Genomic DNA, 26,363 nt, shown 5'->3' on the forward strand with positions numbered 1-26,363 from the left:
ACATATGGCACTGCGGCAAGGCAAGGATTTTCTGGCGTTTCATGACCTGCCTGAAGATGCGGTGCTGTCGATCATAGACCGTGCAGGCAGTCTGGCGCAGGACTGGTCAAAGGGCACGATGCCACAGCTGCTCAAGGGAAAACGCATCGGGCTGATCGTCGACGACACCGGTTGGCGCAACACCGCTGCCTTCGATCTCGGCATTCAGGCCATGGGCGGTGTTTGTGTCACCGTCCCGATCAGCTTTAATGGCCGCGAAGAAATTGCCGACCTGGCGGGCTATCTCGACAACTGGTTCGATCTAGTCATTATCCGCACGAAAGAACTCTCGACCCTCCGGGCGCTTGCGGGCGAAATGCGCGCACCCGTCATCAACGCGCGGACCAAGTCCAATCATCCCTGCGAGACGCTTGGCGATCTTGCCCACATCAAAAGCTTGAGAGGCCGGGTCGACGGTCTCAAGATCGTCGGCGTCGCGCCGGATGCCAATATTTTGCGCTCGTGGGTCGAGGCCTCGATTTCCCTGCCAATTCAGGTCACACAAGTTTACCCCGAACAATGGCACGTCACCGATGCTGCGCTCATCAACCCGAATTTCCGGGCCAGCTCTGATATGGCGGAGTTGCTCGACGCGGATGTGGTCATTACCGATTCCTGGCCCGCCGGTTCGGATCATATCCTGATCGACTACCGTATATCCGCATCCCTTCTCGACAGGATGCAGCCCGAGGTGATCTTTTTACCCTGCCCACCGGTCGCCCGTGGTCAGGAAGTGACGGCAGATGCAATGTCGCATCCGGCCTGTCAAAGCCGGCCCGCAAAGGCATTTCTTCTGCACGCGCAGAATGCTCTGATGGAATTTCTCCTCGCCTGAGGCGGCGCCGATCGCCTCAGATATACAGCGCCGCCATCTTGCGCCAGGCGCCTGCACGATGAGCACGTCCCTCCCAGACATGCAACTGATGCCCTATCTGCTTGTCATTAAGAACCCGGCTCAGGTGATGGTTGTTGTCCAAAAACGGATCGGCATCGCCGATGGTGAAAACCATGTCGATGCGGCGGAGGTTTTCAAGCCGCCAGCCGCAGGCGAGGTCCGGCAGAAAGTGGCTCGGCATGTGGAAATAGACATCGTCATTGTAGTAACCGTCGAACAGATCGCCGAAGGATTCCACCTTCATCGTCAGATCGTAGCGGCCGGAAAAGGCGACGAGCTTGCGGAAAAGATGTGGGTGACGAAAGACGAGGCTGGCGGCCTGAAACGCGCCGAGACTGCAGCCCTGCACGATGGTATCACCATGCGGGTTTTTCTCAGCCATCAGCGGGAGCACTTCATTGAGAATATAATCTTCGAAGGCGGCATGGCGGCGAATGCGCTCGGCCGGGTGATTATGGGCCGCATAAAAGGTCTCTTTGGCCAGCCCCTCGATACAATAGAGCTGAAGATGACCGGCCTCCACTTTATCGGCCAGACTGTCGACAAGGCCAAGTTCCTCATATTCGAAGAAGCGCCCGTCGCGTGTGGGAAACATCAGCACCTTGGCGCCAGAATGACCGAATATCAACAGCTCCATATCACGATGAAGCCTTTGACTATACCAGCGGAGATATTCGCGTTTCATGACACCTTGAAAAACTGTCTGACCTTGTCCCTGTGGACCGCATCTTGGGATGCACTGTCAGCGTATTCGAAATGTCCCGCGTCTAGGATGAAGATTTCATTAAATTTTGAGAACGGCAGGGCATTGGCAACCGCAAACTGGCACGGCGGCGCCACCGCCGGATCGAACAGGGCGGGCGCGACCAGCATCGGCACTTTTATGCGGGAAGCCGCAGAAGCGGCATCGAACAGACGCAGCATTTCCAGCACATTGGCATGGGTCTTCTGATAGGTCTGGACCGCATCCGCGCTGCCGACGGTCGGCAGCGTCAGCCAGAACGGCCGGTGTCCGAATGTGGGTACGACCAGATGGCCCCGGTCGATGCGCGCATCATATGGTATCGCCAAAGCCCCAATCCCTCCCCCGAAGCTGATGCCGCTGTAACCCACCTGCCCTTCCAGCCATGGATAGAGCGTGACGAGCGTGGAGACGGCGATCCACAGATCATCGACACAGCCACCGATGATGTAGTCGTCTTTTCTGTCGATGTTGTAGAGGACATGAAGGGCCGGGTCGGACGAAATCGGCGGACAGGCGCTTAGCGAAAGCCCGCGAAAACAGGGAAACAGCACGGCCGTTTCTTCCACCGGCACATCGAAATCGGGCTCTCCCCGCCCGCCATAACCATGGCCGACAACAAGTCCGCGCCGCACCTGTCCTTTGCGCGGCAGAAGCATCCATCCACCGATGCGGAAGCCGCCTGTGGATGTGTATGAGATATCGAGAACATGCCAGCGGGGATGGCTGAGTTTGCTCTTGCGCAGCACCGGTCGCGGATCCGTGGCCAGCGCGCGGCGATAACGCTTCTTCCAGAAATCATCAAAGCCCGGCGGCGCCTCAGGCGGGATAATGGCCTGCAACTGCTCGCGCCGCATGCCATAGGTCGGGTCGAAATCGAAAGGATGGGTTGTTGGAACGCTCATGCGATGCTCGTTTCGTGAAAGACCGGCCGACACAAGCTTCTTGATATCCAAATATCGGTTTTTTACGACCCTGGCCCAGGCAGGAGTGGTGAACCGCCTTTTCAAAACGGTTCAACCATATCCTTTACAATCCGATTTCATGCGCGAAGGGCGGATTTGCGCCAGCTCGCGAGACGGTCACCGCAGCAGCCTTTGCGCCGAGCGCCAAAGCCTTTCTGATCTGCTCTTCCGTCAGCGAAGCGACCTGCGCCTTCGTCAGAAGCCCCTGCATTTTCAGCGAGGCGAGAATGCCGGCGTCGAAGGTGTCGCCCGCGCCGACGGTATCGACGACCTCCACCCGCTCGGAAGCCACTTCCACCTTGAAATTGGCGGTGTAACCGACCGCACCCTTGGCGCCACGGGTGACGACGACCAATTTCGCGCCGTGATGCAGCCAGTGGCGAGCGAGCGTGTCCTCATCACCTTCCAGACCGAACCATTCGAGGTCTTCGTCAGAGAATTTCACGATATCCGACATGGCAGCCATACGGCGGATGCGGGCCATATGCGACTGCTTGTCCTTGATGAAACCGGGGCGGATATTCGGATCGAGGGAGATGACTCGGCTTTGATGTTCGCGCACCATAAGCGCCTCATAGGTGCTGCCGCAGGGTTCCGGAATGAGGCTGATCGCGCCGAAATGCAGCGCCTCGCAATCGGCGCCCAAGGCCGGAAGCTCTGCCTCGGTGATCATACGGCCGGCGGTGTTTTCGTCATAAAAGGCGTAGGTGGCATGGCCATCGACGAGCTTGACAAAGGCGATGGTGGTCGGCCGCGAAAGCGTTGCGCAATAGCTGAAATCCACGTTGCTCGCCCGCAGGGTTGTCCGCAGGATATCGCCCATCATGTCATCGGAAAGACCCGTGAAGAACGCGGACGGGACGCCGAGACGCCCGAGCGCAATGGCCGTGTTGAAGACTGCTCCGCCTGCATAGGGGGCAAAACCCGCCTCACCCAGCGTCGTCTGCCGGGGCAGCATGTCGATCAGGGCTTCACCACAACACAGGATCATTACGGTCCTCCTCAAACAGCAAATCAAATGGACTTAAATCGATTTAGACGAAGATCTATCGGAAGGCCAGCCACAAGCTGGCTGGCCGCATCCGAAATTAAGATTGCGGCAATTCGCTGACGCCGCCGCGCTTTGCAGACCATGGCAACGGGTTATCGAGGAAGGCCTCGACCTCCGACAGGGTCTTTTCGTCGAACAGCTTTTCAGCCCGGGCAACAGCCAGAACATCGCGCCAGGTCGTGAGATAATGCAGCTTGACATTGCCATTGGCGAAGCGCGCTTCGGCCTGTTCGAAAATGCCGTAATAGAAGAGCGCAATACCGTGATCGACAATGCCGCCTGCCGCGCGGATGGCGTCGATGAAGGTGAACATCGAGCCGCCGGCCGTCGTCAGGTCCTCAATGACGAGCACGCGGGCGCCTTCCGGCATATGGCCTTCGATCTGGGCGTTGCGGCCATGGCCCTTTGGCTTCTTGCGGCAATAGATCATCGGCAGGCCAAGACGCTCAGCAAGGAAAGCCGCGAAGGGAATGCCCGCCGTTTCACCGCCCGCGACACAGTCAAATTTCTCGAAACCGGCCTCGCGCATAACCGCCGCTGCCGCAAAATCCATTGCCGCAGAGCGAATGCGCGGGAAGGAAATGAGCTTGCGCATGTCGATATAAACGGGGCTCTTCATGCCCGAAGCGAAGGTGTACGGGCTTTCCGAATTGAAGTGGACCGCCTTGATTTCCCACAACATCTTCGCAACCAGTTCTGCAACGACAGTGCGGTCAGTGAATGTGAAATGGTTCATAGGCGTTCTCCTTTTTCGGCCTTCATAACAAAACCGCCGGCAGTGCCGGCGGTCATTAAAAAAAATCAGCTCACGTCCCAATGAAGCGGGAACATCGGATCAAATACGGTCACCGGCCCGGCGCCCGTCTCGATCTTGGCGGGAAACGACACCGGCTCATCGCGCTTCACCAGCGTGATCGTCTCCTCATTTGGCGCCAACCCGTACCAGGCTGGGCCGTTGAGGGAAGCGAAGGCTTCCAGCTTGTCGAGAGCGTTTTCCTGCTCGAAGACATGCGCAAGACAGCTCATGGTGTTGATCGAGGTATAGATGCCGGCGCAGCCGCAGGCGCATTCCTTCAGCGGATCGACATGCGGGGCGGAATCGGTGCCGAGGAAGAAGCGGGCATCAGCCGAAATCGCGGCCGCACGGAGTGCCAACCGGTGCTCCTCGCGCTTTGCGACGGGCAGGCAGTAATAATGCGGCTTGATACCGCCGACCAGAATGGCGTTGCGGTTGATGATGAGATGGTGAGTGGTAATGGAACCGGCGAGATTGGCCTTGGACGACTTGATGTAGTCCACGCCATCGCGGGTGGTAATGTGCTCCATCGTCACCTTGAGTTCAGGCAGGCGCTGGCGCAGCGGCTCCAGAACCGTGTCGATGAAGGCTTTCTCGCGGTCGAAAATATCGACCTCCGGCGTCGTCACCTCGCCATGCACGCAAAGCGGCAGGCCGATCTTCGCCATGCGTTCCAGAACCGGCATCGCCTTGTTGAAATCGCGCACGCCGCCGTGGGAATTGGTGGTCGCGCCGGCCGGATAGAGCTTCACGGCGGTGATAAGGCCACTTTTCTTGCCCTCTTCCACGTCGTCGGCCTGCGTGTCCTCGGTGAGATAAAGCGTCATCAGCGGCTCGAAACGGTCGCCCGCAGGAATGGCCTTGACGATGCGTTCGCGATAGGCGCGGGCATCGGCGCAGGTGACCACCGGTGGCACCAGGTTCGGCATGATGATTGCGCGTGCGAAATGGCGGCTCGTATCCCCGATCACGCCTTCCAGCATGGCGCCATCGCGCAGATGCAGATGCCAGTCATCAGGGCGGCGAAGGGTGAGCGACTTCATCGGGATACCTCGGAGCATGACGGAATTGGCGCCCGCTTAGCATCTTTCATCACAGGAAAACAGCCGCCGAGAGGCATCGGGCGGCTGTAAATGTCATTTTTTTGAAGCGAGCCTCAGATGCCGCCCGCTTCGGGACCCCACACATCCGTCATGGCAAAGCCGTCCGCAAAGGGATCGAAGGGGTCAAGGCCGACCTGGTGCAGCCCGAAGGTGAAACCGCGCCCGGCAATGGTGGGAATGACCGCCGGACGACCTGCCACTTCGGTGACGGCGGAAAGGCCGACATCGAATTCCGAACCGATGATCGAACGGGATTTGTATTCGTCTCCCACCTTCACCTTGCCGCGCGCGTAAAGCGTTGCAAGATTGGCGGAGTTGCCGGTACCGCAAGGCGAGCGATCCGCCCGGCCCGGCCACATGGTGGTGCAGGTGCGGATGGAACCATCGGCATCCACATCGCGGAACATCACATAGGCCACGCCTGATATGGCGGGGATTTCGGGATGCACGACCGTCATTTCACTGTTGACGAGGTCCTTGAGGATCATGCCCGCAGCAACCAGTTTCGCTGCATTGGCCTTTTCGATGGTCAGGCCGATCTGGCGCACATCGACCAGCGCGTAAAAGATGCCGCCATAGGAAATATCCATCGTCACCTTGCCCCATTCGGGCGTGTCGATGGTCACATCCAGCTCATGCACGAAGGACGGCACCATGGTCAGCTTGACCTTTTCGCAGCGCCCGTCGCGGCAGGTGGCGGTGGCCTTGACCAGACCGGCGGCCGTTTCCAGAATGACGACCGTTTCCGGTTCCTGCATCTCCACCATGCCGCTTTCCAGAAGTGCTGTCGTCGCGCAGATGGAATTGGAGCCGGAGCTGGCATGCGCCTGATCCGGCTGGAGAATGACGAAGGCCGTATGGGCATCCGGGTGCTTCGGCGGCAGCAGAAGATTGACTGACCCCATGGGCGTGCCACGCGGCTCCAGAGTCAGAAAGCGGCGCAGGGCTTCCCCTTTTGGATCCGTATTCATCCAGTTAAGCTGCTCGGCCACGGTGTTGCCGGGAATTTTCGGCGCGCCGCCGGTGACGACACGGCCGATTTCGCCTTCGCAATGAACATCGAGAAGCTGCAGGGTGCGTTTCCAACGCATGGGATCTTACTCCGGAAGTTGAGCTGTTGACCCGACCATATAGGTAAAAATACAAGCTGTATACAAATCTGCGCGAGCTGGATGGCGAAAATCGTTTATGGTTTTCGCCATCCACTTCTCATCGTGATCTAGCGATTGCGGCACTCCGCCCGGTTACGATTGGCGGCGGCGTCGCAATTCACTCTCGAAGACTGAACTGCCTGATCGTCCACCACGGAGCCGGCCGTATCACCAACCGATCCGACGGTGTTTTCAACAGAGCGGCCGAGCCTCTCCACCTGCCTGCCGTAATTTTCACGCGTGCGCGGATCGAAAACCGCAATGGGCGCGCTGACCACGACGCTTGCCGCCGTTCCGACAGTTTGCGCGGCACCGATGCTGACCGCGCCCAGCGCCTCCCCCAGACCGACATCGGAATCCGTCACAGTCTGGCCGGCAATGAGGCGGTCGCCGATCAGGCGCACGACTTCAGGGCTTTCTGCAAATTTGCCGTGGTTCAACCGGTCACCGGATTGCAGCTTGGTCAGATCAAGAACAGTGATGCCGGCCTTTTCCAGCTGGCTGCGATAGGGTTCGACGGAAGGGTCGATCTGGCCCAGACGGTCGACATTGCCGGAAATGCGGCGCGACAGGCTGAGCGCACGGTCATCCTGCGAGACGAACAGGGTGAATTTCGGCGGCGCCTTGCCGAAGCTGGCGAACTGCCGGCTGAATACGTCCACATCGAGATCTGGTGCTGCCAGAATGACATTGCTGATCTTCGGATCGACGCGGCCGTTGCGGATGGCCATCTGGCGCAGCGCCTCCACGGCAAGCCAGGTGCCCATGGAATGCGCCATGACCGTGACCTCGCCGATCGACTTGTCCTTTGCCAGACGGGTCAGCATTTCCTCAAGCGCATCGCGCGAGTAATTGGTGCTTTCCTTGTCGTAATTATAGTCGAAAATACTCGCCCGTGACGGCCATGTGAAAACCACAGGCACGACATCCGAGCCGGAATCATAGACGATCTGCGCAAAGCGATAGACCGATTCCTCGTAACGATTGTTGAAACCGTGCACGAAGACCAGAACGCGGCGGTCCTTATGGATATGTTTGCTGATCCAGCTTTTCGTCTCCGCTTCGGAACGAACAGGCTCAACCGCCACCGTGGTGAAGTCCTTCAGAGGGTTAGGCGGCAGCTTCTTCGGCCACTGCACCTGCCCGACCTTGCGGTTGGCCTTGGGCGGAATGGAGATGGTGACGGCATCGACCTTCAACCCGGTTCCGCGTTCGCCGCCGAAAAGCACGGCGGCATTGTCCGAGGGCGCTCGCGTGGTGGCGACCAGGAGATTGACGGGCGTGGTTCCAGCCACGGTCTGCCCTGTTGGCGTCATGACCCCGATGGGACGCCCCCCGCAGCCAGCGAGCAGGGCAACAATCGCGATTATGGCTACGAAGCGGATGGGCATCACATCATTCTCCTGCAACCCAAAGGCAGCCGGATAGCGGCCAGAGGACAGGAATTTCTACCGGAGGCGGAACTGCCGCGCCAGCAACCATCGCGCAAGCGCGGAGATTTCCGCGCCGGTGTGTCCAAACAGACCCAATTTTCCCGCCTTGCGGAGCCGGGAGACGTGATTGTAACGTGCAGGCGAGTTCTATCGCTGCGGCAGCATCGTGCCCCTTTCGCGAAGGGCATTGTGCCAGGACAGTGCCTCTTCAATGAGGTGCGGCGTATGTCCGCCACGTGCCACTGCCCGCTGGAAATAGTCCGTCAGGGCATCGCGATAGTGGGGATGCACGCAATTTGCGATAATGACAGCAGCGCGCTCACGCGGGGCAAGGCCGCGCAGATCGGCCAGCCCGATTTCCGTGACCAGAATATCCACATCATGTTCGGTATGGTCGACATGGCTGACCATCGGCACGACGCTGGAGATGGCGCCGCCCTTGGCAATCGACTTGGTGACGAAGATGGACATATAGGCGTTGCGGGCAAAATCCCCCGAGCCGCCAATGCCGTTCATCATGTGAGTGCCACCGACATGAGTGGAATTGACGTTCCCGTAAATATCGAACTCCAGCGCGGTGTTGATGCCGATGATGCCGAGGCGGCGGATGACCTCCGGGTGATTGCTGACCTCCTGCGGACGCAGGATCAGCCTGCTCTTGTAATCGGCCAGTCGCGGCATGACCCGTTCGTTCATGGCAGAGGAGAGCGTGATCGATGAACCGGAGGCGAAAGTCAGCTTGCCTGCGTCGAAAAGCTCGAAGGTCGAATCCTGCAGAACTTCCGAATACATTTTGAGATCGTGAAACGGCGTATCGATGAAACCGTGCATGACGGCATTGGCGATGGTGCCGATACCGGCCTGCAACGGCTGGAGTTCGTGGGTCATGCGGCCATGACGGACCTCATTCAGCAGGAATTCGGTGAGATGGCCGGCAATCGCCTTGGTCTCGTCATCAGGTGGCAGCACCGTCGAAAAACTGTCGCTCTTGTCGCTCAGGACGATTGCGGCGATTTTTTCCGGCGGCACCGGAATGAACGGCAGACCGACGCGGCTGTCCGTTGCCACCACGGGAATGGGCATGCGGGTCGGGCGTTTTGCCGGGATGAAAATATCATGCAACCCCTCGAGAACGTCGGGTTGCGACAGATTGATCTCAACGATGACCTTTTCAGCAAGAATGGCAAAGCTCGCCGAATTGCCGACGGATGTGGTGGGCACGATACCGCCGTCCGCCGTAATCGCCACCGCCTCGATGATGGCCACATCCACACCGTGGATCTGGCCGCCGCGCAATTGCTCGACCGTTTCAGAAAGGTGCTGGTCGATGAACATCACCTTGCCGTCATTGATCGCCTTGCGCAAAGCGGGGTCGGACTGAAACGGCATACGGCGCGCCAGCATGCCCGCCTCCACCATGGTCTTGTCGAGATCATTGCCAAGCGATGCACCGGTCATCAGGGTGATCTTCATCGGGTGCGTCTTCGCACGCTCGGCCAGCGCCAGCGGTACCGCCTTTGCTTCGCCGGCCCGCGTAAAGCCGCTCATGCCCACCGTCATGCCATCCTGAATGAGGCCGGCAGCCTCTTCGGCGCTGACGATCCTGTTCAAGAGGGACGCGTTGCGGATACGCTTTTCAAGCATGCACTTCTCCATGATCTGCATTCGAGATGGCGCGTCACGTGGCTGGCCACCTCACCAGTGACTATGGCGCGGAGTTTCAACGATGAAACTGACATAGATCAAGGGTGTGAACGGGACCATGGCTTTGATCCATAAAATCTGATCGACAAACCGCAAGTGGCGCATCGGCGCGACAGGCTGCGGGGCCATCGCAGCATCGCAGCCGACCGCAACCGCTGATGAGGCGTATGGATCGCCTCATTACTTGCCGGAGGGTTGCCTCAGCTATTGCCCGCAATCAGGGGCCTTCGCATGCGGAGGCCTGACCCAGCACGACCTGCCCTACTTCGACATCATAGGCACGCATGCCGAATGTACCGAGGCTGATCACCCGGTAACAGGGGTTGCCGCCGGTCCACAGGGGATCGACAACCTCGATATCGGTGATGAAGCGATGCGCGCAGGCCTGGCCGGAACTATAGGCGATGCCTTCAGCGCTGGTGCCCGCCATCGGAACGTGGATATGGCCAAAAACAATATGGCGCACACCAGCCGGATGTCTGCCTAGACGCTGCATAACCGCGCCGTCATCATGCATGCCGATGTTTTCGAAATGCCGGATACCGCAATCCATTGGCGGGTGGTGAACGAAAACCGTCACGGGAAGGTCGCCAGCGCCTTCAAGCGCCTTGTCCAGCCATGTCAGGCGATCCGCACCGTACATGCCGCCGATGACATCGGCCTCGTGGCTGTCGAGAAACAGCAGCCGGCCGAATTCGGTATCGATAAAGGACTGGATATAGCCGTTTTCATCCCGTGGCTGTTCGGGAAAAGCCGCCACGAATTCCGGACGGCGGTCGTGATTGCCGAGCATCAGCCGCACGGGCAAGGACACGGGCGCCAAAATGTCGCGAAGGAGTTCATAGGCCTCCGGCTCGCCGTAATTGCAAAGATCGCCCGTCATCACCAGAAGGTCGGCGTCGGGATGTTTTTCGACGATATCTGATATCGCCGCGCGCAACTGCTTCTCGGGATCCACGCCGTTTATCGCAATGCCTAGCGGCAAAAGATGGGTGTCTGTAATCTGGATGATCTTCATTGTCGGTCTCTCTGCATAAAATGGCTGCGAGAATGTGGTTCCCGCAGCCTTTTCCATGGTGTCGCTTACTTCAGCAGGGCGTTGGTCTGCTCGACGATCTGCTTGAGACCGGCTTCGGGCGACACTTCACCGCGCATGACGGTGCCGATGATATCGCGCTGGGTGCGCCAGATGCGGACGGAATCACCACCGGGATAACCGGCCCACGGCAGAGAACGATCAGCCTGCAGCGAAGCTGTCTTCACATTCGGGTTCTCGGCGTAATAGGGAGCCAGGAAGTCAGCGCCGGTTGCCAGCTTGTTGGTCGGCAGGTAGCCGGTGATGCGCACGATGGTGTTCTGCGCCTCGGGGCCGGTGATCCACTTCAGGTACTTCCACGCCGCGTCCTGCTTGGCTTTTTCCTGCGTCAGGATAACGGCAGAGTTGCCGCCCGTCGGCACGCCGCCCTTTTCCTTGTTGTCGAGCGGGAAGGTTGCCGTCTTCAGCTTGAAGCGGTCACCAACCAGGCCGGTGATGGTCTGAACGTGGGCGGGCGTCGAGAAGATGAAGCCGGTAAGGCCTGCACCGAACTGCTGGCGCGACTGGTCCCAGTCGAGCAGGTTCTGACCACCTTCGGTGACGAACTGGCGGGTCATCTTCAGGGCGTTGAGGCCGATCTCGTTGTCGAACGCAACGGTCTTGGTCTTTTCGTCAACGAGCTTGCCGCCCTGTTCGAAAACGAGCGCCTGCCACAACCAGTCATCCGGCCAGCCATTGATGTCGTAGCTCATGCCCGCAAACTTCGGGTCGAGTGCCTTGATCTTCTTGGCGAGAGCGATCAGCTCCGGGAAGGTCGTCGGCATCTTGTCCGGGTCGCCGCCAGCCTTGGTGACGAGGTCGGAGTTGATGTAGATGATCGGCGAGGAAGCGTTGACCGGCAGGCCGTACTGCTTGCCGTCGATCTGGCCGAGAGCTGCCATCTTCGGGCTGTAGTTCTTGTCGAGGAAGGCCTGACCGCCTTCAGCCTGGATGAATGGGCTAAGATCGGTGATCTGGTTGCGCGGTGCGAGCGTGTGCACCAGTTCCGCCGTCAGGTTGTAACCCGAGAAATAAACGTCGGGCAGATTGCCAGTGACGGCCGAGCGCAAGACCTGCTGCTGGCCTTCATTGTAGCCTGCGGCCGGAGCGAGGAAGTTGATCTTCACATCCGGGTTCTTCTTCATGAATTCATCGGCCAGCGGCTGATGGAATTTCGTGAAACCCGGCAGGTTGTAGAGAACGTTCAGCGTGATTTCGTTGGCAAGAACCGGCGTTGCGAGGCCTGCAAAGGCCACGCCGAGTGCCAGACCGCCCATCAGAGCGCGTCGGTTAATTTTCATGTCATTCTCCAAAATGGGTTGGGAGGAGGAGTTCGAACGACGTCACTTGACGCCGGTCATGGTAATACCGGCGATGAAATGCCGCCGTGCGAGGAGGAAGCACAGCACCATTGGCGCGGTAATCAGTGTTGCGCCCGCCATCAGGGCACCGTAATTGGCGCCGGATTCGACATCCGCAAAAAGCATCATGCCGAGCGGCGGCGGGGCGAGATTGGTGTCGGAGACCACGATCATCGGCCAATAAAGGTCGTTCCAGTGGGCGACGAGCGAGAAGATCGAGAAAGCCGCGAGCGAAGGCAGCGAGCCGCGCAGCACCAGTCCCCAACAAATCTCCATTTCCGAAAAACCATCCATGCGGGCCGCTTCGATGATTTCATCCGGGTAGCTGCGGAAGGACTGGTTGAACAGGAAGATGGCGAAGACCGACAGGAAGAACGGCATCATCATCGCGAAATAGGTGTTCAGCAGTTCCGTCTTCGCCAGACCGACGAAAAGCGGCAGGGCAAGTGCCTGAATTGGCACGCAGAGTGCCGCGATGATGAGACCCAGCAGCAGCTTGCGGCCCGGAAACCTGAGCTTCGCCAGCGCATAGGCCGCCGGCACCGATGTCAGGACCTGTACGACGAGGATACCGACGCAGACGATGACGCCGTTCAGCATGAAACGTGCCATCGGCACCTGGCTCGCTGCGCGGGTATAGTTTTCGACGGCATCGAATTTCGCCGGGATCGGCCAGAGCGAGACGTCGAATATTTCCGCAGGCGAGCGGATCGACGTCAACATCATCCAGTAGAACGGCAGGAGCATAAAGAAAGCGCCGAGTGCCAGCACGAGATGCGGGAAGTATTTGCGGAGCGCGGCCATCAATAGTGCACCTTCCGGTCCATATGCAGCGTCTGGCCGATCGAGAGGATCAACACGATAGCGAGGAAGATCACCGTCAGCGCAGCGGCATAACCGGTGTTGGAATATTCGAACCCTTCAAGATAGAGATCGAAAAGCAGGGTTTCGGAACCGAAGCGGCCCTTGGTCAGCACGGCAACCGTCTCGAACACCTTGAAGGCCGAGATCGAGGTGGTGACCACCACGAACATCGTCGTCGGCCCCAGCATCGGCCAAGTCACCGTCAGAAACCGGTCAATCGGGTTTTTCGCGCCGTCCAGTCTCGATGCCTCGTGCAGATCCTTCGAAATGGCGGTGAGGCCGGCGAGGAACAGCACCATGTTGAAGCCCAGAACCTGCCAGACACCCATCAGCGCCATGGTGGGAATGAGCAGGACCGGGTTGGAGAGGAACGCGACGGGCTCGAAGCCGAACCACTTGATCGCCGCATTCACCGGGCCAAGCGAAGGATGCAGCAGAAATTGCCACACGGTCGCCATGGCGACGAGCGTTGCGGTGACGGGCAGGAAATAAGCGACTTCCCAGAAGGCACGGCTGCGCTTGCGATTATAAACGAGCAAAGCGACGCCAAGCGCCAGGAAAACGCCGAAGGGAATGACGATGACCGCATAAATGGCCGTATTCGCCAGCGCGCGCAGGAAGACCGGGTCGTGGAAAGCCTTCACGAAATTGTCGAGACCCACAAAGCGGGTGGAGAGTGCGCCGAGCTTGTAATCTGTGACGGAAAAACCGGCCAGAACGAATATGGGAACGATATAGATCGCCAAAAGCAGCAGACTTGCCGGTGCCGCGAACATAAGGCCACGCCAGATCATCCGCCGGTCCGCCTTCGAGAGGCGCGGGCGAGACTTTGCGCGCGTGGCCGAGGAAAAATCAACCGCCGTCATGCCGGCACCATTTCACGCACCGTCGTCTTGCGACGCAGGCCGTCTGCGGCAAAAAGATGCACGCGCTCCGGCGCAAAGCCGAGGTTCATCACACCGTTCTCATCGGCGCCCAACACCTCGCCCGCGGCCTGACGCAGGGTAATGGCGACGGTCTCGTCGCTCAGAAGACGGCAGTTCACGAAACGGTCCGCGCCGTGGGTTTCGCTGCGGGTCACCCGCACCGCGAAGCCTTCCGCACCCGGGCGCAGATCCTCGGCGCGAAGGCCAAGCGTCGCCGGGCCGGCATCACGACCAGAAGCCTCGACGCCAAGATCGCGGCCGAAAGCCGTGACCTTACCTTCAGCATGGATTTCCACCGGCAGCAGGTTGATCGACGGCGTGCCAATGAAGCGCGCAACCGTCAGTGTCGCCGGTTTCCGGTAAAGCTCGTCCGGCGTGCCCAGTTGCTCGATACGACCTTCCGACATCAGCGCGATGCGGTCCGACATTGTCATCGCTTCGATCTGGTCATGGGTGACGTAGATAAACGTCGCGCCCAACCGCCGGTGGAGCCCGGCAAGCTCCTCGCGCATGTGGGCGCGAAGCTTTGCATCTAGGTTGGAGAGTGGTTCGTCCATGAGGAATGCGGCAGGCGAGCGCACCAGTGCTCGGGCCAGAGCCACTCGCTGGCGCTGGCCGCCTGAAAGCTGGGCCGGCTTGCGGTCCAGCAGATGCGCGATCTGCAGGGTCTCGGCCGCCTGTTCGACGGCAGCATCGATCTGGCGCAAAGTTTCGGCAGGCGCCGCAAATCTTCCGATCAGTGGCAAGCGTGCAGCAAGCGGCAGACGTCGCATCCGAAGCGGCGTCGCGATGTTCTGGCGCACGCTCATATGCGGATAAAGCGCGTAGGATTGAAACACCATCGCCAGATTGCGGTCACTCGGATCGATCTCCGTCACATCCTGACCGCCGATCGTCACCGAACCGCGATCCGGCGTTTCCAGCCCCGCGATGATGCGCAGCAGCGTTGACTTGCCGCAGCCGGACATGCCGACGAGGGACAAAAATTCTCCGGGACGGATGGAGAGATCGATCTCTTTCAGAACATCGTCAGCTCCAAAGCCTTTTCCGATACCCGAAAGTTCAAGTGATTGTGGCGTCATTCTGCGCTCCTTTTCTGGAGCGCATATGCTTATATTGTATGACAATATGACGAAGGTTTGCAGAAAGTTCCGTGACACTGAAAAGCCCGGCAATCCCTGCTCATCGCCATGCCTTGCGATGCCGACCTTCACAAAAAACCGCTAATATCAGGGGGCAGTTCGACTATCCGAGCTCGACGCTTGTTCACCGGCTCCGCGAGCCTCGCGGGCCCGGTTTCTAAACGGCTGCAAGAATCACATGAGCCTGAATTTTGGTGACGACTTCGTCGCTGCCATAGCGCGCTTCAATGGCGGATGCGGCGCAGTCCGTCGCGGCTTCAAGTTTTCCCGGCGCTCTGGCTTCGATTTCGGTCCGGAGAACGGTTCCCTGACAATAGGCGATGGCAGGAATGCGCGGTGACGATGCACGGCTTTGCGCCGCTATCGTCTCGATCACCACCCGAGAGAAGCCGGCACTTTCCAGCTCACCACGAATCAATGTCGTATCGTGGTAGCCGTGCGGGGTGCGGACCATGAAGCGCGGCGGATCGTCGGGAAACAGGCTTGCAAGGGCGTTCGTCACCTCATTCGCGAGATGATTCTCCTCGATGCGGTCCCATACGTTGAATAAATAATGGCCGCCGGGCTTCAGCACCCTCTTCGCTTCGCGATAGGCAGACGGGCGGTCGGGAAAAAACATCGCACCGAACTGGCAGATAACGAGATCGAAAGCAGCATTTTCGAACGGCAGCGCCTGAGCGTCGGCTTGGCGCCACTGGATGCGATTGTCGGGCACCTGGCGCGACGCCGCAAAGTCGAGCATCGGCTGGTTGAGGTCTGTCACGACATAGTTTGCGGCGGGCGGTAATCCTGGTGCCAGTTCACGCGTGACAACCCCGGTACCTGCGGCGATTTCCAGAACATTGATCGGCGTCAACGCCGCCGCCCGCCGTGCCAGATCGCGGGCGAATGGCTCGAAAATCAACGGCACCATATAGCGGTCGTAGTTTTCCGGGATAGAGCCGGCAAAAACCTTGTCCGTTTCCAACATGGCTTTCACCCTGCGGTCAGCTGATGACCCCGGAACTTTAGCACATATAAGGGAAATTCGGAATCTGTTCGCCACGTGGGTTTTACGGATATGCCAACAGTACCGATATTCTATCGACACAACAAACAGCTTTAGGCAAAGGCCGTATCATAGTATTTTTGTGGGAAGAGAAATGGCGCACCCGAAGAGATTCGAACTCCTGACCCCCAGATTCGTAGTCTGGTGCTCTATCCAGCTGAGCTACGGGTGCGTGCCGTTCCGGTCATTTCCGGTGGCGTGGCGATCCTCTAAAACGTCCTCATTCCGATTGCAAGCGATTTCGTTTCGAAATTGTCATTTTTCCGCAGCAATTCATGTATCTTATTGATTATACTAGAAATTCCATCAAGGGCATTTTTGAGTGGCCATATGGGGCGCATATTCCGGGAGGTGCGGCGATTGTGCAGGACCTTCTTCAGGCGAAGTGATCAGGCGGTCCGAGCGGCGTGTACGGAGGCGGCGCGGTCGGCGATCTCGATGCGAAACTGCGTGCCGGGACCGGGTTTTTCGACAAGCGCTATCGTGCCGCCATGAGCAAGCACAAGTTCCCGCGCAATCACGAGGCCGAGACCGGTGCCGCCGGAGCGGGCCGATCCCCTGAAGGCGGAAAACAGGTTCTCTTTCGCCTTGCGTGGCATTCCCGGCCCGTTGTCGTCTATCACGATGCTGACGACGTTGCCGGCCCTCTGGGCTGCAATCGACAGATGCCGAGGCGACGCGTTCGCCGTGTCGGATTGCAGTGCCTGAACGGCGTTGCGACAGAGATTGTGGATCACCCGGAAAAGCTGCTCGGCATCCGCATCGACGGTGAGATCGGGCGGCACGCTATCGTGAAACTCGATGCCGCTTTCCGGATCGAGCGCCAGAATGTCACGCACATCCCGCACCAGAAGACTTAACTGCACCGTCTTGCGTTTCGGCGCGCCTTCCGTCGCCTGCCCGTAGGCCAGAACCTCGGTTGTATAGGCCACGGCGCGGTCGATCGTGCGCAGCAGTTTCGGCGCAAAGCTCCTGACCATCGGATCCTTGGCGTCCACCAGCCGGTCCGACATAAGCTGTGCGGATGACAGGATATTGCGCATGTCGTGATTGATCTTCGAAACCGCCAGACCGAGATCCACGAGGTTTTTCTGTTGCCGCAGGGTTTTCTGCAACTCCGTCTGCATGTCGGCCAGGTGACGGCCCGCGACGGACAACTCGTCGCTTCCCTCCTCCGGCACGAAAATCCGCTCGGGATTACCTGGTTCCTCGGAAAAACGCTGCATGCCGAGCGTCAGGCGACGTATGGGCCGGATCATGATGCGGTTGATGGAAACGAAGATGAGACCGGCGGTGACAAGCGACAGGACGATGGAGATCAGGAAAACATTGCGGGCATAAGCCAGCATCGCCGCCCGTAGTTTGTTTTCACCCAGCACGAGTTCAATGATGGTGTCGCTGTCTCCGACCACATCGAAAACGCGGATGACGCGATTGCCGCCAAACAGCAATGTGGAGAAGGCATCCCGCACCGCTGCCAGTTGCGAGACATCGGAAAGATCATATTGCTCATCGACCCCGGGTGGCGTTTCCGCCACGGCAAGCAGGCGCGATGTGCCATCCTTGCGCAGCGCAATCAGCTTCGCCCCGGTGGCCATCAGCGTGTCGTTCTGCACGCTCCGCGGCAATTCGGCCTGCAAGCCATCGATCACCGCGCCGGCTGCTGCCGCCGTGTTCAGACGGTCCCGCAGCCATGAAAGGCGCATATTGGCGACCGAAGGCACGAAGATCAGCACTTCCGCAATCATCACGAAAATAACGGTGAGCAACAGCAGGCGCCCGGAAAGCCCCCCGGTCAATCCCGGCATGCAGTGCACCGGATTGTCTTCCGTGCCGTCCAAGCTGTCTACGCCTTTAGAAAACACCGGGCCCTGATCCTGTATGCGCGCCGCCGCTTCGGTGGAACGGCTCGGTTTATATGCAAGCACGATAATAGGACCTAACAGATATTTTTCAAATGCGTTGCAAAACAAACGTTTCCATCGCCTGAAAAACAAAACGCCGCCCGGGAGGGCGGCGTTTGACTTAGAACCGGTCTCAAGCGAAACCGCAGGCGGAATGGCTTAGAACTCCTGCCAGTCCCCGTTCGCTACAGCAGCGGCTGGTTGGGCGTTGAGAGCGCGGCTGACGCTGCTCATCAATTTACGTGCCGGAGAGGCCACGGCCGCTGCCCTTTCGGACACCGCCACGGGCCGCATCGGCTGTTCTGCGCGAGAGCGGATCTGACCATCCTCTACGCCGACCTTGAAGCGCGCCACCAGCGTGACGAGATGGCCCGCTTCACCGCTCAGCTTGTGGGTTGCGGCCGAGGTTTCCTCGACCATTGCGGCATTGCGCTGCGTCACCTGATCCATCTGGTTGATGGCGGTATTCACCTCATGCAGGCCGGTCGACTGTTCCCGCGCCGCCGTGGCGATCGAATGGATATGTTCGTTGATAGCCAGAACGCGGGTCTCGATCTCGCCCAGCGCGCTGCCGGTTCTCTGCACCAGCGACACACCGCGACCGACCTCTTCGCCGGACTTGGTGATCAGCGCCTTGATGTCCTTCGCAGCCGTCGCGGAGCGTTGCGCCAGTTCACGCACTTCCTGTGCGACGACAGCGAAGCCCTTGCCCGCCTCACCCGCACGCGCGGCCTCAACGCCGGCGTTCAGCGCCAGGAGGTTGGTCTGAAAGGCGATCTCGTCAATGACATTGATGATCTGGCTGATTTCCCGCGAGGCATGCTCGATCCGATCCATGGCGGAGACGGCATCGCGCACGACATTGGCGGATTCTGCCGTCTTCTGCTTGGTCTCGGCAACCATGGTGCTGGCTTCCTGTGCCCGATCCGTGGAATTGCGAACGACCGCGGTGATTTCATCAAGGGCGGCGGAGGTTTCCTCCAGTGCCGCAGCCTGCTGTTCCGTCCGCTTCGAAAGGTCGTCGGCCGCCGAACGCAATTCGTTCGCATTGCCGCTGATGCCTTCCGTGCTGCTGCGCACTTCCCGCATCGTCTCCCGCAGCTTGGCCAGCGTCTCGTTGACATTGGTCTGGAGCTCGGCGAAGACGCCGCGGAACTCGCCATCCATCTTTTCCGTCAGATCGCCCCGCGCCAGACCTTCGATGACGCGGCTGGTCTCGGAAACACCATTGTCCACGCCGGTGAGCAGGGCATTGATCGTCGCAGCGAAACGATTGAGGTTTTCGTCGCCGTAGTCCTTGTTGATGCGGCGGCTGAAATCGCCCTGGGCCGCAGCGTCGACGACAACGGCCATGCCGGCCTGCAGATCATCGCTCTTGGCACGCATGGCGGTTTCCTGCGCATTCATGCGGCGCACTTCACGACCGTTCTTCTTGAAGACTTCGACTGCCGCTGCCATTTCGCCGATTTCGTCGGTCCGGCCGAGATAGGGAACGTCCGCATCCAGATTTCCGTCCGCAACGGCATTCATCACTTCCGAAACCTTGCGGATGGGCGCGCTCAGCTGCCGCGCTCCGATGTAGAGGCCGAACGCCGCGCCGGCCAATATGCCGCTGCCGGTGACGATGATGACCAGCCAGAAGGTCGTCGTTACAAACCCGTCGATGCCCGCCTTGACGGCTTCAAGCCCGGCGATGTCATTCTTCACGACAGCATCGATTTCCGCCTGATAGGCTTTGCGGTTGGCCCGGTTTGCGTCGTTGTTACCCTGCTGGTTGGCGGCCTGCGGGCCGGCCTCGCGGGCAAGCCGCGCCGTTTCCAGACGGAAGGCCTTGAATTCCTTGAAGCGACTGGAGAGATTGTCGAAGGCCGCCTTCTGTTCTGCCGGAACGAGAGGGGTCCAGGTTGCGATCAGCTTCTCCATGGCGTCGAGGTTCTTGACGATGCCATCAGCAAAAGGTGCCGCCTTTTCGATATCGGGCGCAGCGTAGACCCCGCGCGCCTCCATGACGACCGCAGTCACAAGCCGGTTCAGCGCTTCACCCTTATAGGCGCGCTCCGCTGCCTTTTCGTATCCGACCGTGCGCACCTGAAACTCGCTGACCGCATATATGGACAGGCCGCCGATGGTGCAGGCCACAAGGCTCATAAGCCCGACAAGAAGATTGATACGACCGCGAATTCTCAATTTCGTTCCCCCAAAAGCCAGCCGCACGATGGAAAATGGGAAGCTGGCATAACTTTTCCCATCACAACATTTATCAATGCCGCCTTAAGAAAGAATTTCAGAATTTACCGATCGTGCGATCGGAATGCGCCCGCAGCGCCCGTGAGCGAAGCCAATTTCATGGCGCTTCCGCAAAAGGTGAAGCGCGAAAACCCCTTCGGCAATTGACTTTGCTCGGCCTATGCCCTTATAAGCCGCGCACGCTCGGCCATTAAAAGCTCGCCCAGGCGGGGTTAGCCGTGCAAAAAACGAAACGCTCTTGCAAATAGTGCAAATTCAAGAAGGGCCGCACACCGCGGTATTAAATAAATGTCGAAGCGTACATTCCAGCCATCCAAGCTTGTTCGCAAGCGTCGTCATGGTTTCCGTGCCCGTATGGCTACTGCCGGCGGTCGCAAAGTTCTCGCAGCCCGCCGTGCGCGCGGCCGCGCAAGTCTGTCGGCTTAATTGCCGTCTCTGTGGCCCGATGAAAGTCGCGGGCACATGAGCAAGACAAAAAAACTGCCCGGCCGGCTTAAAAACCGGTCGGATTTTCTTGCCGTGCAGACGGGGGAAAAGCGTCGGGGAGGCACCTTTCTTCTGGAGATCCTCGACAGGAAAACCCCGGAAACCGAACCTCGGGTCGGTTTCACCGTAACGAAAAGACAAGGCAACGCGGTCGAGCGAAATCGCATGCGCCGCCGTCTCAAGGAAGCCGTCAGGCTTTCTGCCGGATTCGCAATGAAGCCCGGCCATGACTATGTGATTGTCGCCCGCAGGGACGTGCTCGAGACGGCCTTCCCGAAACTTCAGTCTCTCCTTACCGAGCGAATTGAAGGAACGGCGAAACCGAAACGGTCCCAGGACACCCGCTCCAGGAAAGAATGATGGAAAAGAACCGCAATTACTTCATCGCGATAGCCCTTTCGGTTGTCATCGTCCTCGCCTGGCAATTCCTTTACATGAATCCGCGCATCGAGCAGCAGCGCCGCGCCGAAGAGGCCCGCCAGGCGCAGCAGCAGACGACGCAGCAACAACCGGCACCGGGTGCCGCACCCGGCGTGACCGTCGACGGCGCACCGCCTGCCTCCTCCACGCAGGCCGCCGCCACTGCGACGCGTGAAGAGGCGATTGCAAAAAGCCAGCGTGTGGCCATCGACACCAACGCCATCGCCGGCTCGATCAATCTGACCGGCGCCCGCTTCGATGACATCCGGCTCAAGGGCTACCATGAGACCGTCGATGACTCGAGCCCGATCATCACGCTGTTTTCGCCTTCCGACACCAAGGACGGCTATTTCACCGAACTCGGTTACGTTGGCGGTGCCGATGCCGGCAGCGTTCCCGGTCCTGCGACCGTGTGGACGCTCGCAAGCGGTGACAAGCTGACGGAGACCACACCGGTTACGCTGAAGTATACCAACCAGAATGGCGTCGTTTTCTCCCGTACCGTTTCGATCGACCAGCATTACATGATCACGGTCAACGACAAGGTCGAGAACCCCGGGCAGGCGCCCGTCTCCTTTGCCACCTACGGCCGCGTGACGCGCAACAACAAGCCCGCAATACCGCCCGTTTTCGTCATCCATGAAGGCTTCCTCGGCGTCTCGGGCAAAGACGGCAGCCTGACGGAAGAAAAATACAAGGATGTCGAAGAAACCCCGGTAACGATTGCCAAGGCGACCGGCGGCTGGCTCGGCATCACCGACAAATATTGGGCCGCTGCCATTGTGCCGCCGCAGATGACACCGTTCGAAACGCGTTACTCGCACATCAAGGGCAATCAGCCGAGCTACCAGGCCGATTTCAAGAGCGACACGATGACGGTCGAACCCGGCCAGTCCATCGAACTGAAGAGCCTTGTCTTCGCCGGTGCCAAGGAAGTGCCGCTGGTTGACCGCTATGAAACCGAATATTCCATTCCGAAGTTCGACCTGTTGATCGACTGGGGCTGGTTCTACTTCATCACCAAGCCGATGTTCAAAATGATGGATTTCTTCTTCCGTTATTTTGGTAACTTCGGTGTGGCCATCCTGCTGACCACCATCGTCGTCAAGGCTCTCTTCTTCCCGCTCGCCAGCAAGCAATATGCATCCATGGCGAACATGAAGCGCATGCAGCCGAAGATGGAAGAGCTGAAGGCCAAGCATGGCGATGACCGCATGGCCATGCAGCAGGCGATGATGCAGCTCTACAAGGAAGAGAAGATCAATCCGGTTGCCGGCTGCTGGCCGATGCTGCTGCAGATTCCGGTCTTCTTCGCGCTCTACAAGGTCATCTACGTCACCATCGAAATGCGGCATGCACCGTTCTTCGGCTGGATTCACGACCTTTCCGCGCCCGATCCGACCTCGCTTTTCAACCTGTTCGGCCTTCTGCCCTACGACGTGCCGCACTTCCTGATGATCGGCGTCTGGCCGCTCGTCATGGGCATCACGATGTTCCTGCAGATGCGCATGAACCCGACCCCACCCGATCCGACACAGGCGATGATCTTCACCTGGATGCCGCTGATCTTCACCTTCATGCTGGCTTCGTTCCCCGCCGGTCTGGTTATCTACTGGGCATGGAACAACACGCTGTCGATCTCGCAGCAGGCCCTCATCATGAAGCGCCACGGTGCCAAGATCGAACTGTTCGATAATCTCAAAGGGCTATTCAAGCGAAAGCCGGTGCAATCGAAATGAGTGAAACCGGCCCGGCAACCGAAAAGCCCCTCTTCGGGCGACCCTGGATATTCATTCGCGGCGTTCCCGCGATGAAATTCCTGCCGCCCGAAGGCCCGCCGGAGATTGCCTTCGCCGGACGTTCGAATGTCGGCAAGTCTTCGCTCATCAATGCGCTGGTGGGCCACAAAGGCCTTGCCCGCACCTCCAACACACCCGGACGCACGCAGGAACTGAACTACTTCGTTCCTGAGGGTTATTCCGGTGAGCCGGGCGACCTGCCGCCGATGGCGCTAGTCGATATGCCGGGTTACGGCTATGCGCAGGCGCCGAAGGACCACGTCGATGCCTGGACGAAGCTCGTCTTCGATTACCTGCGTGGACGTGCGACGCTGAAACGCGTCTACGTGCTGATCGATTCCCGCCACGGAATAAAAAAGAACGACGAGGAGGTTCTTGGCCTGCTCGACAAGGCGGCCGTGTCCTATCAGGTCGTGCTGACGAAGACGGACAAGATCAAGGACGTTGGCGTTCCCCGGCTGATCAGTGAAACGCTGGAGAAAATCCGCAAGCGTCCCGCCGCCTATCCGGAAGTTCTCGCTACCTCGTCGGAAAAATCCTTCGGGCTGGATAGCCTGCGCGCCGAGATCGTACGAACGGTCTCGCTCTAAAAGACCATCGCCTTCAGGCGATGGTGAAAAGCAGGACGGCGGTCCACAGCATCGCCGTCAATGCCAGAAGCCGCCAGAAACGCACGGAATTCCACACCTCCAGAAGCATTGCGGCGAATATGCTGCCATTGCGAAGCGGCTGGCCCTTGAATGGCAGACCGGAGCGAAGCGGATCCCTGTCAAGCAGGGCTGCAACGCCCGCTCTTTCGCGATATTCGGTTTCCGCCAGATTGTCCCGCCAGCGCCTGACCATGGCCGCAAACTGGCGGTCGCGTTTGACGCGTTTTGCAAGCTCCGCCATGCTTTCCGGTGGCAAGGCACCCAGCACATATTCGCCAGCGAGTACTTCGTCCCGCAAACCGCTTTGCTTGTCTCGATCCGGTACGGTCATATGTTTTCAAACTCCTCGGTCGTTCAGGCCAGCATCGTTTTTTGCGATGCGCAACGATCCTCCGTCGCCCTGCTGAATAACCCCTCCCCTGCTCGCCACAAGGCTGGTCCGATTGGTGCTTTATGTCAATCTTATTACGCGCCCCAGGCCGCCCAAAAGCGGAATTTTACTATGCGCCGACACAATATGGCCCGGAGGTTACTTCATTCATTCACCCCGCGTATTCACCTGTCTTTGCAAACGCATCGACATGCCGAATCTGCGCATCCTGCACCGCAAAAATCGATTCCGATTTTTGCGCCGATGCTGTAGAGCGATGAAAGGCTCTCAAGGGCCGCAACCACAGACCGAGGTTTTTCCATGACTGCTTCCGAAAGCGAGACTCAGGCGCGGCTGCTCGCACAGGCTCTGCCCTTTATGCAGAAATATGAGAACAAGACCATCGTGGTGAAATATGGCGGTCATGCCATGGGCGACTCAACACTTGGAAAGGCTTTTGCGGAAGATATCGCCCTGTTGAAGCAGTCCGGTATCAACCCCATCGTCGTGCACGGCGGCGGCCCGCAGATCGGCGCGATGCTGACGAAGATGGGCATTGAATCGAAGTTCGAAAGCGGCTTGCGCGTTACCGATGCCAAGACAGTCGAGATCGTCGAAATGGTTCTGGCCGGCTCGATCAACAAGGAGATCGTCGCGCTCATCAACCAGACGGGCGAATGGGCCATTGGCCTGTGCGGCAAGGACGGCAACATGGTCTTCGCCGAAAAGGCGAAAAAGACCGTCGTCGATCCCGACAGCAATATCGAGCGCGTTCTCGATCTTGGTTTTGTCGGTGAAGTCGTCGAGGTCGACCGCACCCTGCTCGACCTGCTTGCCAAGTCGGAGATGATCCCGGTCATCGCTCCCGTCGCTCCCGGTCGCGATGGCGCCACCTACAACATCAATGCCGACACCTTTGCCGGCGCAATTGCCGGTGCGCTCAACGCCACCCGCCTCCTGTTCCTCACGGACGTGCCTGGTGTTCTCGACAAGAACAAGGAACTCATCAAGGAACTGACGGTCTCCCAGGCGCGTGCGCTGATCAAGGACGGCACGATTTCCGGTGGGATGATCCCGAAGGTCGAGACCTGCATCGAGGCCATCAAGGCCGGTGTTCAGGGCGTGGTGATCCTCAACGGCAAGACCGCCCATTCCGTTCTTCTGGAAATCTTCACGGAAGGCGCGGGCACGCTCATCGTGCCCTGATACGGTTCATGTGGCGGACGGGAGTGCCTGTCCGCCACGACAACACTTTCAGCCGAATATCAGAAGCGACAGCACGCCCAGAACGATCAGCAGGCAGCTCGAAAGTTCCAGCCGGTTGATCTTTTCCTTGAAGAAGAGCACGGTCGAGGCGAAGGCGAAGAGCATCTCCACCTGCGCCAGCGCCTTGACCACGGCCGCCTGTTGTAACGTCATCGCCGTGAACCAGCCGAATGACGCCGTGGCCCCCACGAAACCGACCGCAAGCGACGGTTTCCACGCCTTCGCGATCCGCCGCAATTCGTCCCTCTCCCGCCATACGATCCACAAGAACATCGCCAAGGTCTGCGTCACGATGACAACGACGAGGGTAAAGCCGGCCTGCATCACCGCATCCGGTGCCGGCAGGCTGGGTGCTAGCGCCAGCGAGGCCGAACGGTAAGCGACAGACGACAGGCCGAAAAAAGCCCCCGAGGCGAGGCCGATGCCCGCCGTCCGGCTGAAGATGGAGGTGAGAATGGAGGCAGGGGTCACTTCCGTGCGTGCAACCGAAATCAGCATGACGCCGGCCACCGAAATAGCGATGGCCGCAAGAGTGCCGCCATTGACGCTTTCGCCAACGAAAATCAGCGCAAACAATGCCGCCTGCGCCGGCTCAGTTCGGGAATAGGCCGTGCCAACCGCGAAGTTGCGGAAGGAAAACAGGTGCACCAACAGGAAAGTGGCGGCGATCTGCGCCATGGCCCCGACCATCGCCCAGACGGCGAATGACATGTTCGGCACCGGCAGCGGCCGGCCAAGTACACCATGCAGAAAAACGAGATAGGCAAGAGCGAAGGGCATTCCAAAAACGAAGCGCACGAAAGTTGCGCCCGTGGTGCCCATCATGCCCTTCAGGTGTTTTTGCAGGGTCGAGCGCAGGTTCTGCAAGAACGCGCTTGCGAAGGTTATGCCTATCCAGAGTTCCATGATCTTGGCGGTATCATGCG

24 protein-coding genes and 1 tRNA gene are annotated in these 26,363 nt (G+C 59.2%); 6 read left to right on the top strand and 19 right to left on the bottom strand.

Annotation, left to right across the window (positions count from 1 at the left end; genetic code table 11):
* Positions 1-4: 4 nt before the first annotated feature.
* Positions 5-874, top strand: a complete 870-nt coding sequence (locus tag ACQZ63_RS05065; RefSeq protein WP_113555570.1) for an ornithine carbamoyltransferase — start codon at positions 5-7, stop codon at positions 872-874.
* 16 nt (positions 875-890) lie between these two features.
* Here ACQZ63_RS05065 and ACQZ63_RS05070 read toward each other — a convergent pair whose 3' ends face one another.
* The 17 genes from ACQZ63_RS05070 to ACQZ63_RS05150 all read right to left on the bottom strand — a co-directional run bounded on the left by ACQZ63_RS05070 (position 891) and on the right by ACQZ63_RS05150 (position 20,386).
* On the bottom strand, positions 891-1,619 hold the full coding sequence (locus ACQZ63_RS05070; RefSeq protein ID WP_113555571.1) for an esterase family protein: 729 nt from the start codon (positions 1,617-1,619) through the stop codon (positions 891-893).
* On the bottom strand, positions 1,616-2,581 hold the full coding sequence (locus ACQZ63_RS05075) for an acetylxylan esterase (RefSeq protein WP_113555649.1): 966 nt from the start codon (positions 2,579-2,581) through the stop codon (positions 1,616-1,618). The genes ACQZ63_RS05070 and ACQZ63_RS05075 overlap by 4 nt, the downstream gene beginning before the upstream one ends.
* A 124-nt stretch (positions 2,582-2,705) precedes the next feature.
* Positions 2,706-3,632 (bottom strand): carbohydrate kinase family protein, encoded by a 927-nt coding sequence (locus tag ACQZ63_RS05080; protein ID WP_003514875.1) that lies wholly within the window; start codon positions 3,630-3,632, stop codon positions 2,706-2,708.
* Between the two features lie 97 nt (positions 3,633-3,729).
* The gene (locus ACQZ63_RS05085; RefSeq protein ID WP_003514873.1) at positions 3,730-4,428 is read right to left on the bottom strand and encodes an orotate phosphoribosyltransferase; all 699 of its coding nucleotides are present in this window, start codon (positions 4,426-4,428) and stop codon (positions 3,730-3,732) included.
* 65 nt (positions 4,429-4,493) lie between these two features.
* The gene (gene pyrC, locus ACQZ63_RS05090; protein ID WP_113555650.1) at positions 4,494-5,531 is read right to left on the bottom strand and encodes a dihydroorotase; all 1,038 of its coding nucleotides are present in this window, start codon (positions 5,529-5,531) and stop codon (positions 4,494-4,496) included.
* Between the two features lie 113 nt (positions 5,532-5,644).
* Positions 5,645-6,682: a 4-hydroxyproline epimerase gene (locus ACQZ63_RS05095; protein ID WP_038489725.1), complete on the bottom strand. Its 1,038-nt coding sequence runs from the start codon at positions 6,680-6,682 to the stop codon at positions 5,645-5,647.
* 128 nt (positions 6,683-6,810) lie between these two features.
* Entirely contained in the window at positions 6,811-8,133 is a 1,323-nt protein-coding gene (locus ACQZ63_RS05100) for an alpha/beta hydrolase (RefSeq protein ID WP_013635402.1), read from the bottom strand.
* Between the two features lie 189 nt (positions 8,134-8,322).
* Positions 8,323-9,819 carry an acetyl-CoA hydrolase/transferase family protein gene (locus tag ACQZ63_RS05105; protein ID WP_003514866.1) on the bottom strand — a complete coding sequence of 499 codons (1,497 nt, stop codon included), beginning with the start codon at positions 9,817-9,819 and terminating at the stop codon, positions 8,323-8,325.
* Positions 9,820-10,096: 277 nt separating this feature from the next.
* Positions 10,097-10,897, bottom strand: a complete 801-nt coding sequence (locus ACQZ63_RS05110) for a phosphodiesterase (RefSeq protein ID WP_448799097.1) — start codon at positions 10,895-10,897, stop codon at positions 10,097-10,099.
* A gap of 65 nt (positions 10,898-10,962) precedes the next feature.
* On the bottom strand, positions 10,963-12,255 hold the full coding sequence (locus ACQZ63_RS05115) for an ABC transporter substrate-binding protein (protein ID WP_013635399.1): 1,293 nt from the start codon (positions 12,253-12,255) through the stop codon (positions 10,963-10,965).
* Positions 12,256-12,297: 42 nt separating this feature from the next.
* Positions 12,298-13,119, bottom strand: coding sequence for a carbohydrate ABC transporter permease (locus ACQZ63_RS05120; RefSeq protein ID WP_113555572.1), 822 nt, complete (start codon positions 13,117-13,119; stop codon positions 12,298-12,300).
* The gene (locus tag ACQZ63_RS05125) at positions 13,119-14,045 is read right to left on the bottom strand and encodes a carbohydrate ABC transporter permease (protein ID WP_003514858.1); all 927 of its coding nucleotides are present in this window, start codon (positions 14,043-14,045) and stop codon (positions 13,119-13,121) included. The genes ACQZ63_RS05120 and ACQZ63_RS05125 overlap by 1 nt, the downstream gene beginning before the upstream one ends.
* The gene (locus ACQZ63_RS05130) at positions 14,042-15,187 is read right to left on the bottom strand and encodes an ABC transporter ATP-binding protein (RefSeq protein ID WP_162686713.1); all 1,146 of its coding nucleotides are present in this window, start codon (positions 15,185-15,187) and stop codon (positions 14,042-14,044) included. The genes ACQZ63_RS05125 and ACQZ63_RS05130 overlap by 4 nt, the downstream gene beginning before the upstream one ends.
* 217 nt (positions 15,188-15,404) lie before the next feature.
* Positions 15,405-16,217, bottom strand: a complete 813-nt coding sequence (locus ACQZ63_RS05135; protein WP_003514854.1) for a class I SAM-dependent methyltransferase — start codon at positions 16,215-16,217, stop codon at positions 15,405-15,407.
* A gap of 173 nt (positions 16,218-16,390) precedes the next feature.
* A tRNA-Arg gene (locus ACQZ63_RS05140) sits at positions 16,391-16,467 on the bottom strand.
* 217 nt (positions 16,468-16,684) lie between these two features.
* The gene (locus tag ACQZ63_RS05145; RefSeq protein WP_034501842.1) at positions 16,685-18,103 is read right to left on the bottom strand and encodes a sensor histidine kinase; all 1,419 of its coding nucleotides are present in this window, start codon (positions 18,101-18,103) and stop codon (positions 16,685-16,687) included.
* Positions 18,104-18,358: 255 nt separating this feature from the next.
* Positions 18,359-20,386 carry a methyl-accepting chemotaxis protein gene (locus ACQZ63_RS05150; RefSeq protein WP_113555652.1) on the bottom strand — a complete coding sequence of 676 codons (2,028 nt, stop codon included), beginning with the start codon at positions 20,384-20,386 and terminating at the stop codon, positions 18,359-18,361.
* Positions 20,387-20,734: 348 nt separating this feature from the next.
* On the opposite strand from ACQZ63_RS05150, the gene rpmH reads away from it, so the two are divergent.
* The 4 genes from rpmH to yihA are packed head-to-tail and all read left to right on the top strand — an operon-like array spanning position 20,735 to position 23,741.
* Entirely contained in the window at positions 20,735-20,872 is a 138-nt protein-coding gene (gene rpmH, locus ACQZ63_RS05155) for a 50S ribosomal protein L34 (protein WP_013635393.1), read from the top strand.
* A gap of 36 nt (positions 20,873-20,908) precedes the next feature.
* The gene (rnpA, locus tag ACQZ63_RS05160; RefSeq protein WP_113555573.1) at positions 20,909-21,292 is read left to right on the top strand and encodes a ribonuclease P protein component; all 384 of its coding nucleotides are present in this window, start codon (positions 20,909-20,911) and stop codon (positions 21,290-21,292) included.
* Positions 21,292-23,091, top strand: a complete 1,800-nt coding sequence (yidC, locus tag ACQZ63_RS05165; RefSeq protein WP_003514840.1) for a membrane protein insertase YidC — start codon at positions 21,292-21,294, stop codon at positions 23,089-23,091. The genes rnpA and yidC overlap by 1 nt, the downstream gene beginning before the upstream one ends.
* Positions 23,088-23,741 carry a ribosome biogenesis GTP-binding protein YihA/YsxC gene (gene yihA, locus ACQZ63_RS05170; protein WP_003514838.1) on the top strand — a complete coding sequence of 218 codons (654 nt, stop codon included), beginning with the start codon at positions 23,088-23,090 and terminating at the stop codon, positions 23,739-23,741. Before yidC ends, yihA begins: the two co-directional genes overlap by 4 nt.
* 13 nt (positions 23,742-23,754) lie before the next feature.
* Here the strand turns inward: yihA and ACQZ63_RS05175 are convergent, their stop codons facing one another.
* Positions 23,755-24,132: a hypothetical protein gene (locus ACQZ63_RS05175; protein WP_003514836.1), complete on the bottom strand. Its 378-nt coding sequence runs from the start codon at positions 24,130-24,132 to the stop codon at positions 23,755-23,757.
* 360 nt (positions 24,133-24,492) lie between these two features.
* Between ACQZ63_RS05175 and argB the strand changes: the two genes are divergently transcribed.
* Positions 24,493-25,377: an acetylglutamate kinase gene (gene argB, locus ACQZ63_RS05180; RefSeq protein ID WP_003514834.1), complete on the top strand. Its 885-nt coding sequence runs from the start codon at positions 24,493-24,495 to the stop codon at positions 25,375-25,377.
* A gap of 48 nt (positions 25,378-25,425) precedes the next feature.
* On the opposite strand, the gene ACQZ63_RS05185 is transcribed toward argB, so the two are convergent.
* Positions 25,426-26,343 (bottom strand): DMT family transporter, encoded by a 918-nt coding sequence (locus ACQZ63_RS05185; RefSeq protein WP_113555653.1) that lies wholly within the window; start codon positions 26,341-26,343, stop codon positions 25,426-25,428.
* Positions 26,344-26,363 lie beyond the last annotated feature (20 nt).

This window comes from Agrobacterium sp. CG160-95 (genome assembly GCF_053521725.1).

What these genes read in the sequence shown, in the direction of transcription:
- ACQZ63_RS05065 (WP_113555570.1), top strand. Translation starts at nt 5, where the DNA reads ATGGCACTGCGGCAAGGCAAGGATTTTCTGGCGTTTCATGACCTGCCT.
- ACQZ63_RS05070 (WP_113555571.1), bottom strand. Translation starts at nt 1,619, where the DNA reads ATGAAACGCGAATATCTCCGCTGGTATAGTCAAAGGCTTCATCGTGAT.
- ACQZ63_RS05075 (WP_113555649.1), bottom strand. Translation starts at nt 2,581, where the DNA reads ATGAGCGTTCCAACAACCCATCCTTTCGATTTCGACCCGACCTATGGC.
- ACQZ63_RS05080 (WP_003514875.1), bottom strand. Translation starts at nt 3,632, where the DNA reads ATGATCCTGTGTTGTGGTGAAGCCCTGATCGACATGCTGCCCCGGCAG.
- ACQZ63_RS05085 (WP_003514873.1), bottom strand. Translation starts at nt 4,428, where the DNA reads ATGAACCATTTCACATTCACTGACCGCACTGTCGTTGCAGAACTGGTT.
- pyrC (WP_113555650.1), bottom strand. Translation starts at nt 5,531, where the DNA reads ATGAAGTCGCTCACCCTTCGCCGCCCTGATGACTGGCATCTGCATCTG.
- ACQZ63_RS05095 (WP_038489725.1), bottom strand. Translation starts at nt 6,682, where the DNA reads ATGCGTTGGAAACGCACCCTGCAGCTTCTCGATGTTCATTGCGAAGGC.
- ACQZ63_RS05100 (WP_013635402.1), bottom strand. Translation starts at nt 8,133, where the DNA reads ATGCCCATCCGCTTCGTAGCCATAATCGCGATTGTTGCCCTGCTCGCT.
- ACQZ63_RS05105 (WP_003514866.1), bottom strand. Translation starts at nt 9,819, where the DNA reads ATGCTTGAAAAGCGTATCCGCAACGCGTCCCTCTTGAACAGGATCGTC.
- ACQZ63_RS05110 (WP_448799097.1), bottom strand. Translation starts at nt 10,897, where the DNA reads ATGAAGATCATCCAGATTACAGACACCCATCTTTTGCCGCTAGGCATT.
- ACQZ63_RS05115 (WP_013635399.1), bottom strand. Translation starts at nt 12,255, where the DNA reads ATGAAAATTAACCGACGCGCTCTGATGGGCGGTCTGGCACTCGGCGTG.
- ACQZ63_RS05120 (WP_113555572.1), bottom strand. Translation starts at nt 13,119, where the DNA reads ATGGCCGCGCTCCGCAAATACTTCCCGCATCTCGTGCTGGCACTCGGC.
- ACQZ63_RS05125 (WP_003514858.1), bottom strand. Translation starts at nt 14,045, where the DNA reads ATGACGGCGGTTGATTTTTCCTCGGCCACGCGCGCAAAGTCTCGCCCG.
- ACQZ63_RS05130 (WP_162686713.1), bottom strand. Translation starts at nt 15,187, where the DNA reads ATGACGCCACAATCACTTGAACTTTCGGGTATCGGAAAAGGCTTTGGA.
- ACQZ63_RS05135 (WP_003514854.1), bottom strand. Translation starts at nt 16,217, where the DNA reads ATGTTGGAAACGGACAAGGTTTTTGCCGGCTCTATCCCGGAAAACTAC.
- ACQZ63_RS05145 (WP_034501842.1), bottom strand. Translation starts at nt 18,103, where the DNA reads ATGCCGGGATTGACCGGGGGGCTTTCCGGGCGCCTGCTGTTGCTCACC.
- rpmH (WP_013635393.1), top strand. Translation starts at nt 20,735, where the DNA reads ATGTCGAAGCGTACATTCCAGCCATCCAAGCTTGTTCGCAAGCGTCGT.
- rnpA (WP_113555573.1), top strand. Translation starts at nt 20,909, where the DNA reads ATGAGCAAGACAAAAAAACTGCCCGGCCGGCTTAAAAACCGGTCGGAT.
- yidC (WP_003514840.1), top strand. Translation starts at nt 21,292, where the DNA reads ATGGAAAAGAACCGCAATTACTTCATCGCGATAGCCCTTTCGGTTGTC.
- yihA (WP_003514838.1), top strand. Translation starts at nt 23,088, where the DNA reads ATGAGTGAAACCGGCCCGGCAACCGAAAAGCCCCTCTTCGGGCGACCC.
- ACQZ63_RS05175 (WP_003514836.1), bottom strand. Translation starts at nt 24,132, where the DNA reads ATGACCGTACCGGATCGAGACAAGCAAAGCGGTTTGCGGGACGAAGTA.
- argB (WP_003514834.1), top strand. Translation starts at nt 24,493, where the DNA reads ATGACTGCTTCCGAAAGCGAGACTCAGGCGCGGCTGCTCGCACAGGCT.
- ACQZ63_RS05185 (WP_113555653.1), bottom strand. Translation starts at nt 26,343, where the DNA reads ATGGAACTCTGGATAGGCATAACCTTCGCAAGCGCGTTCTTGCAGAAC.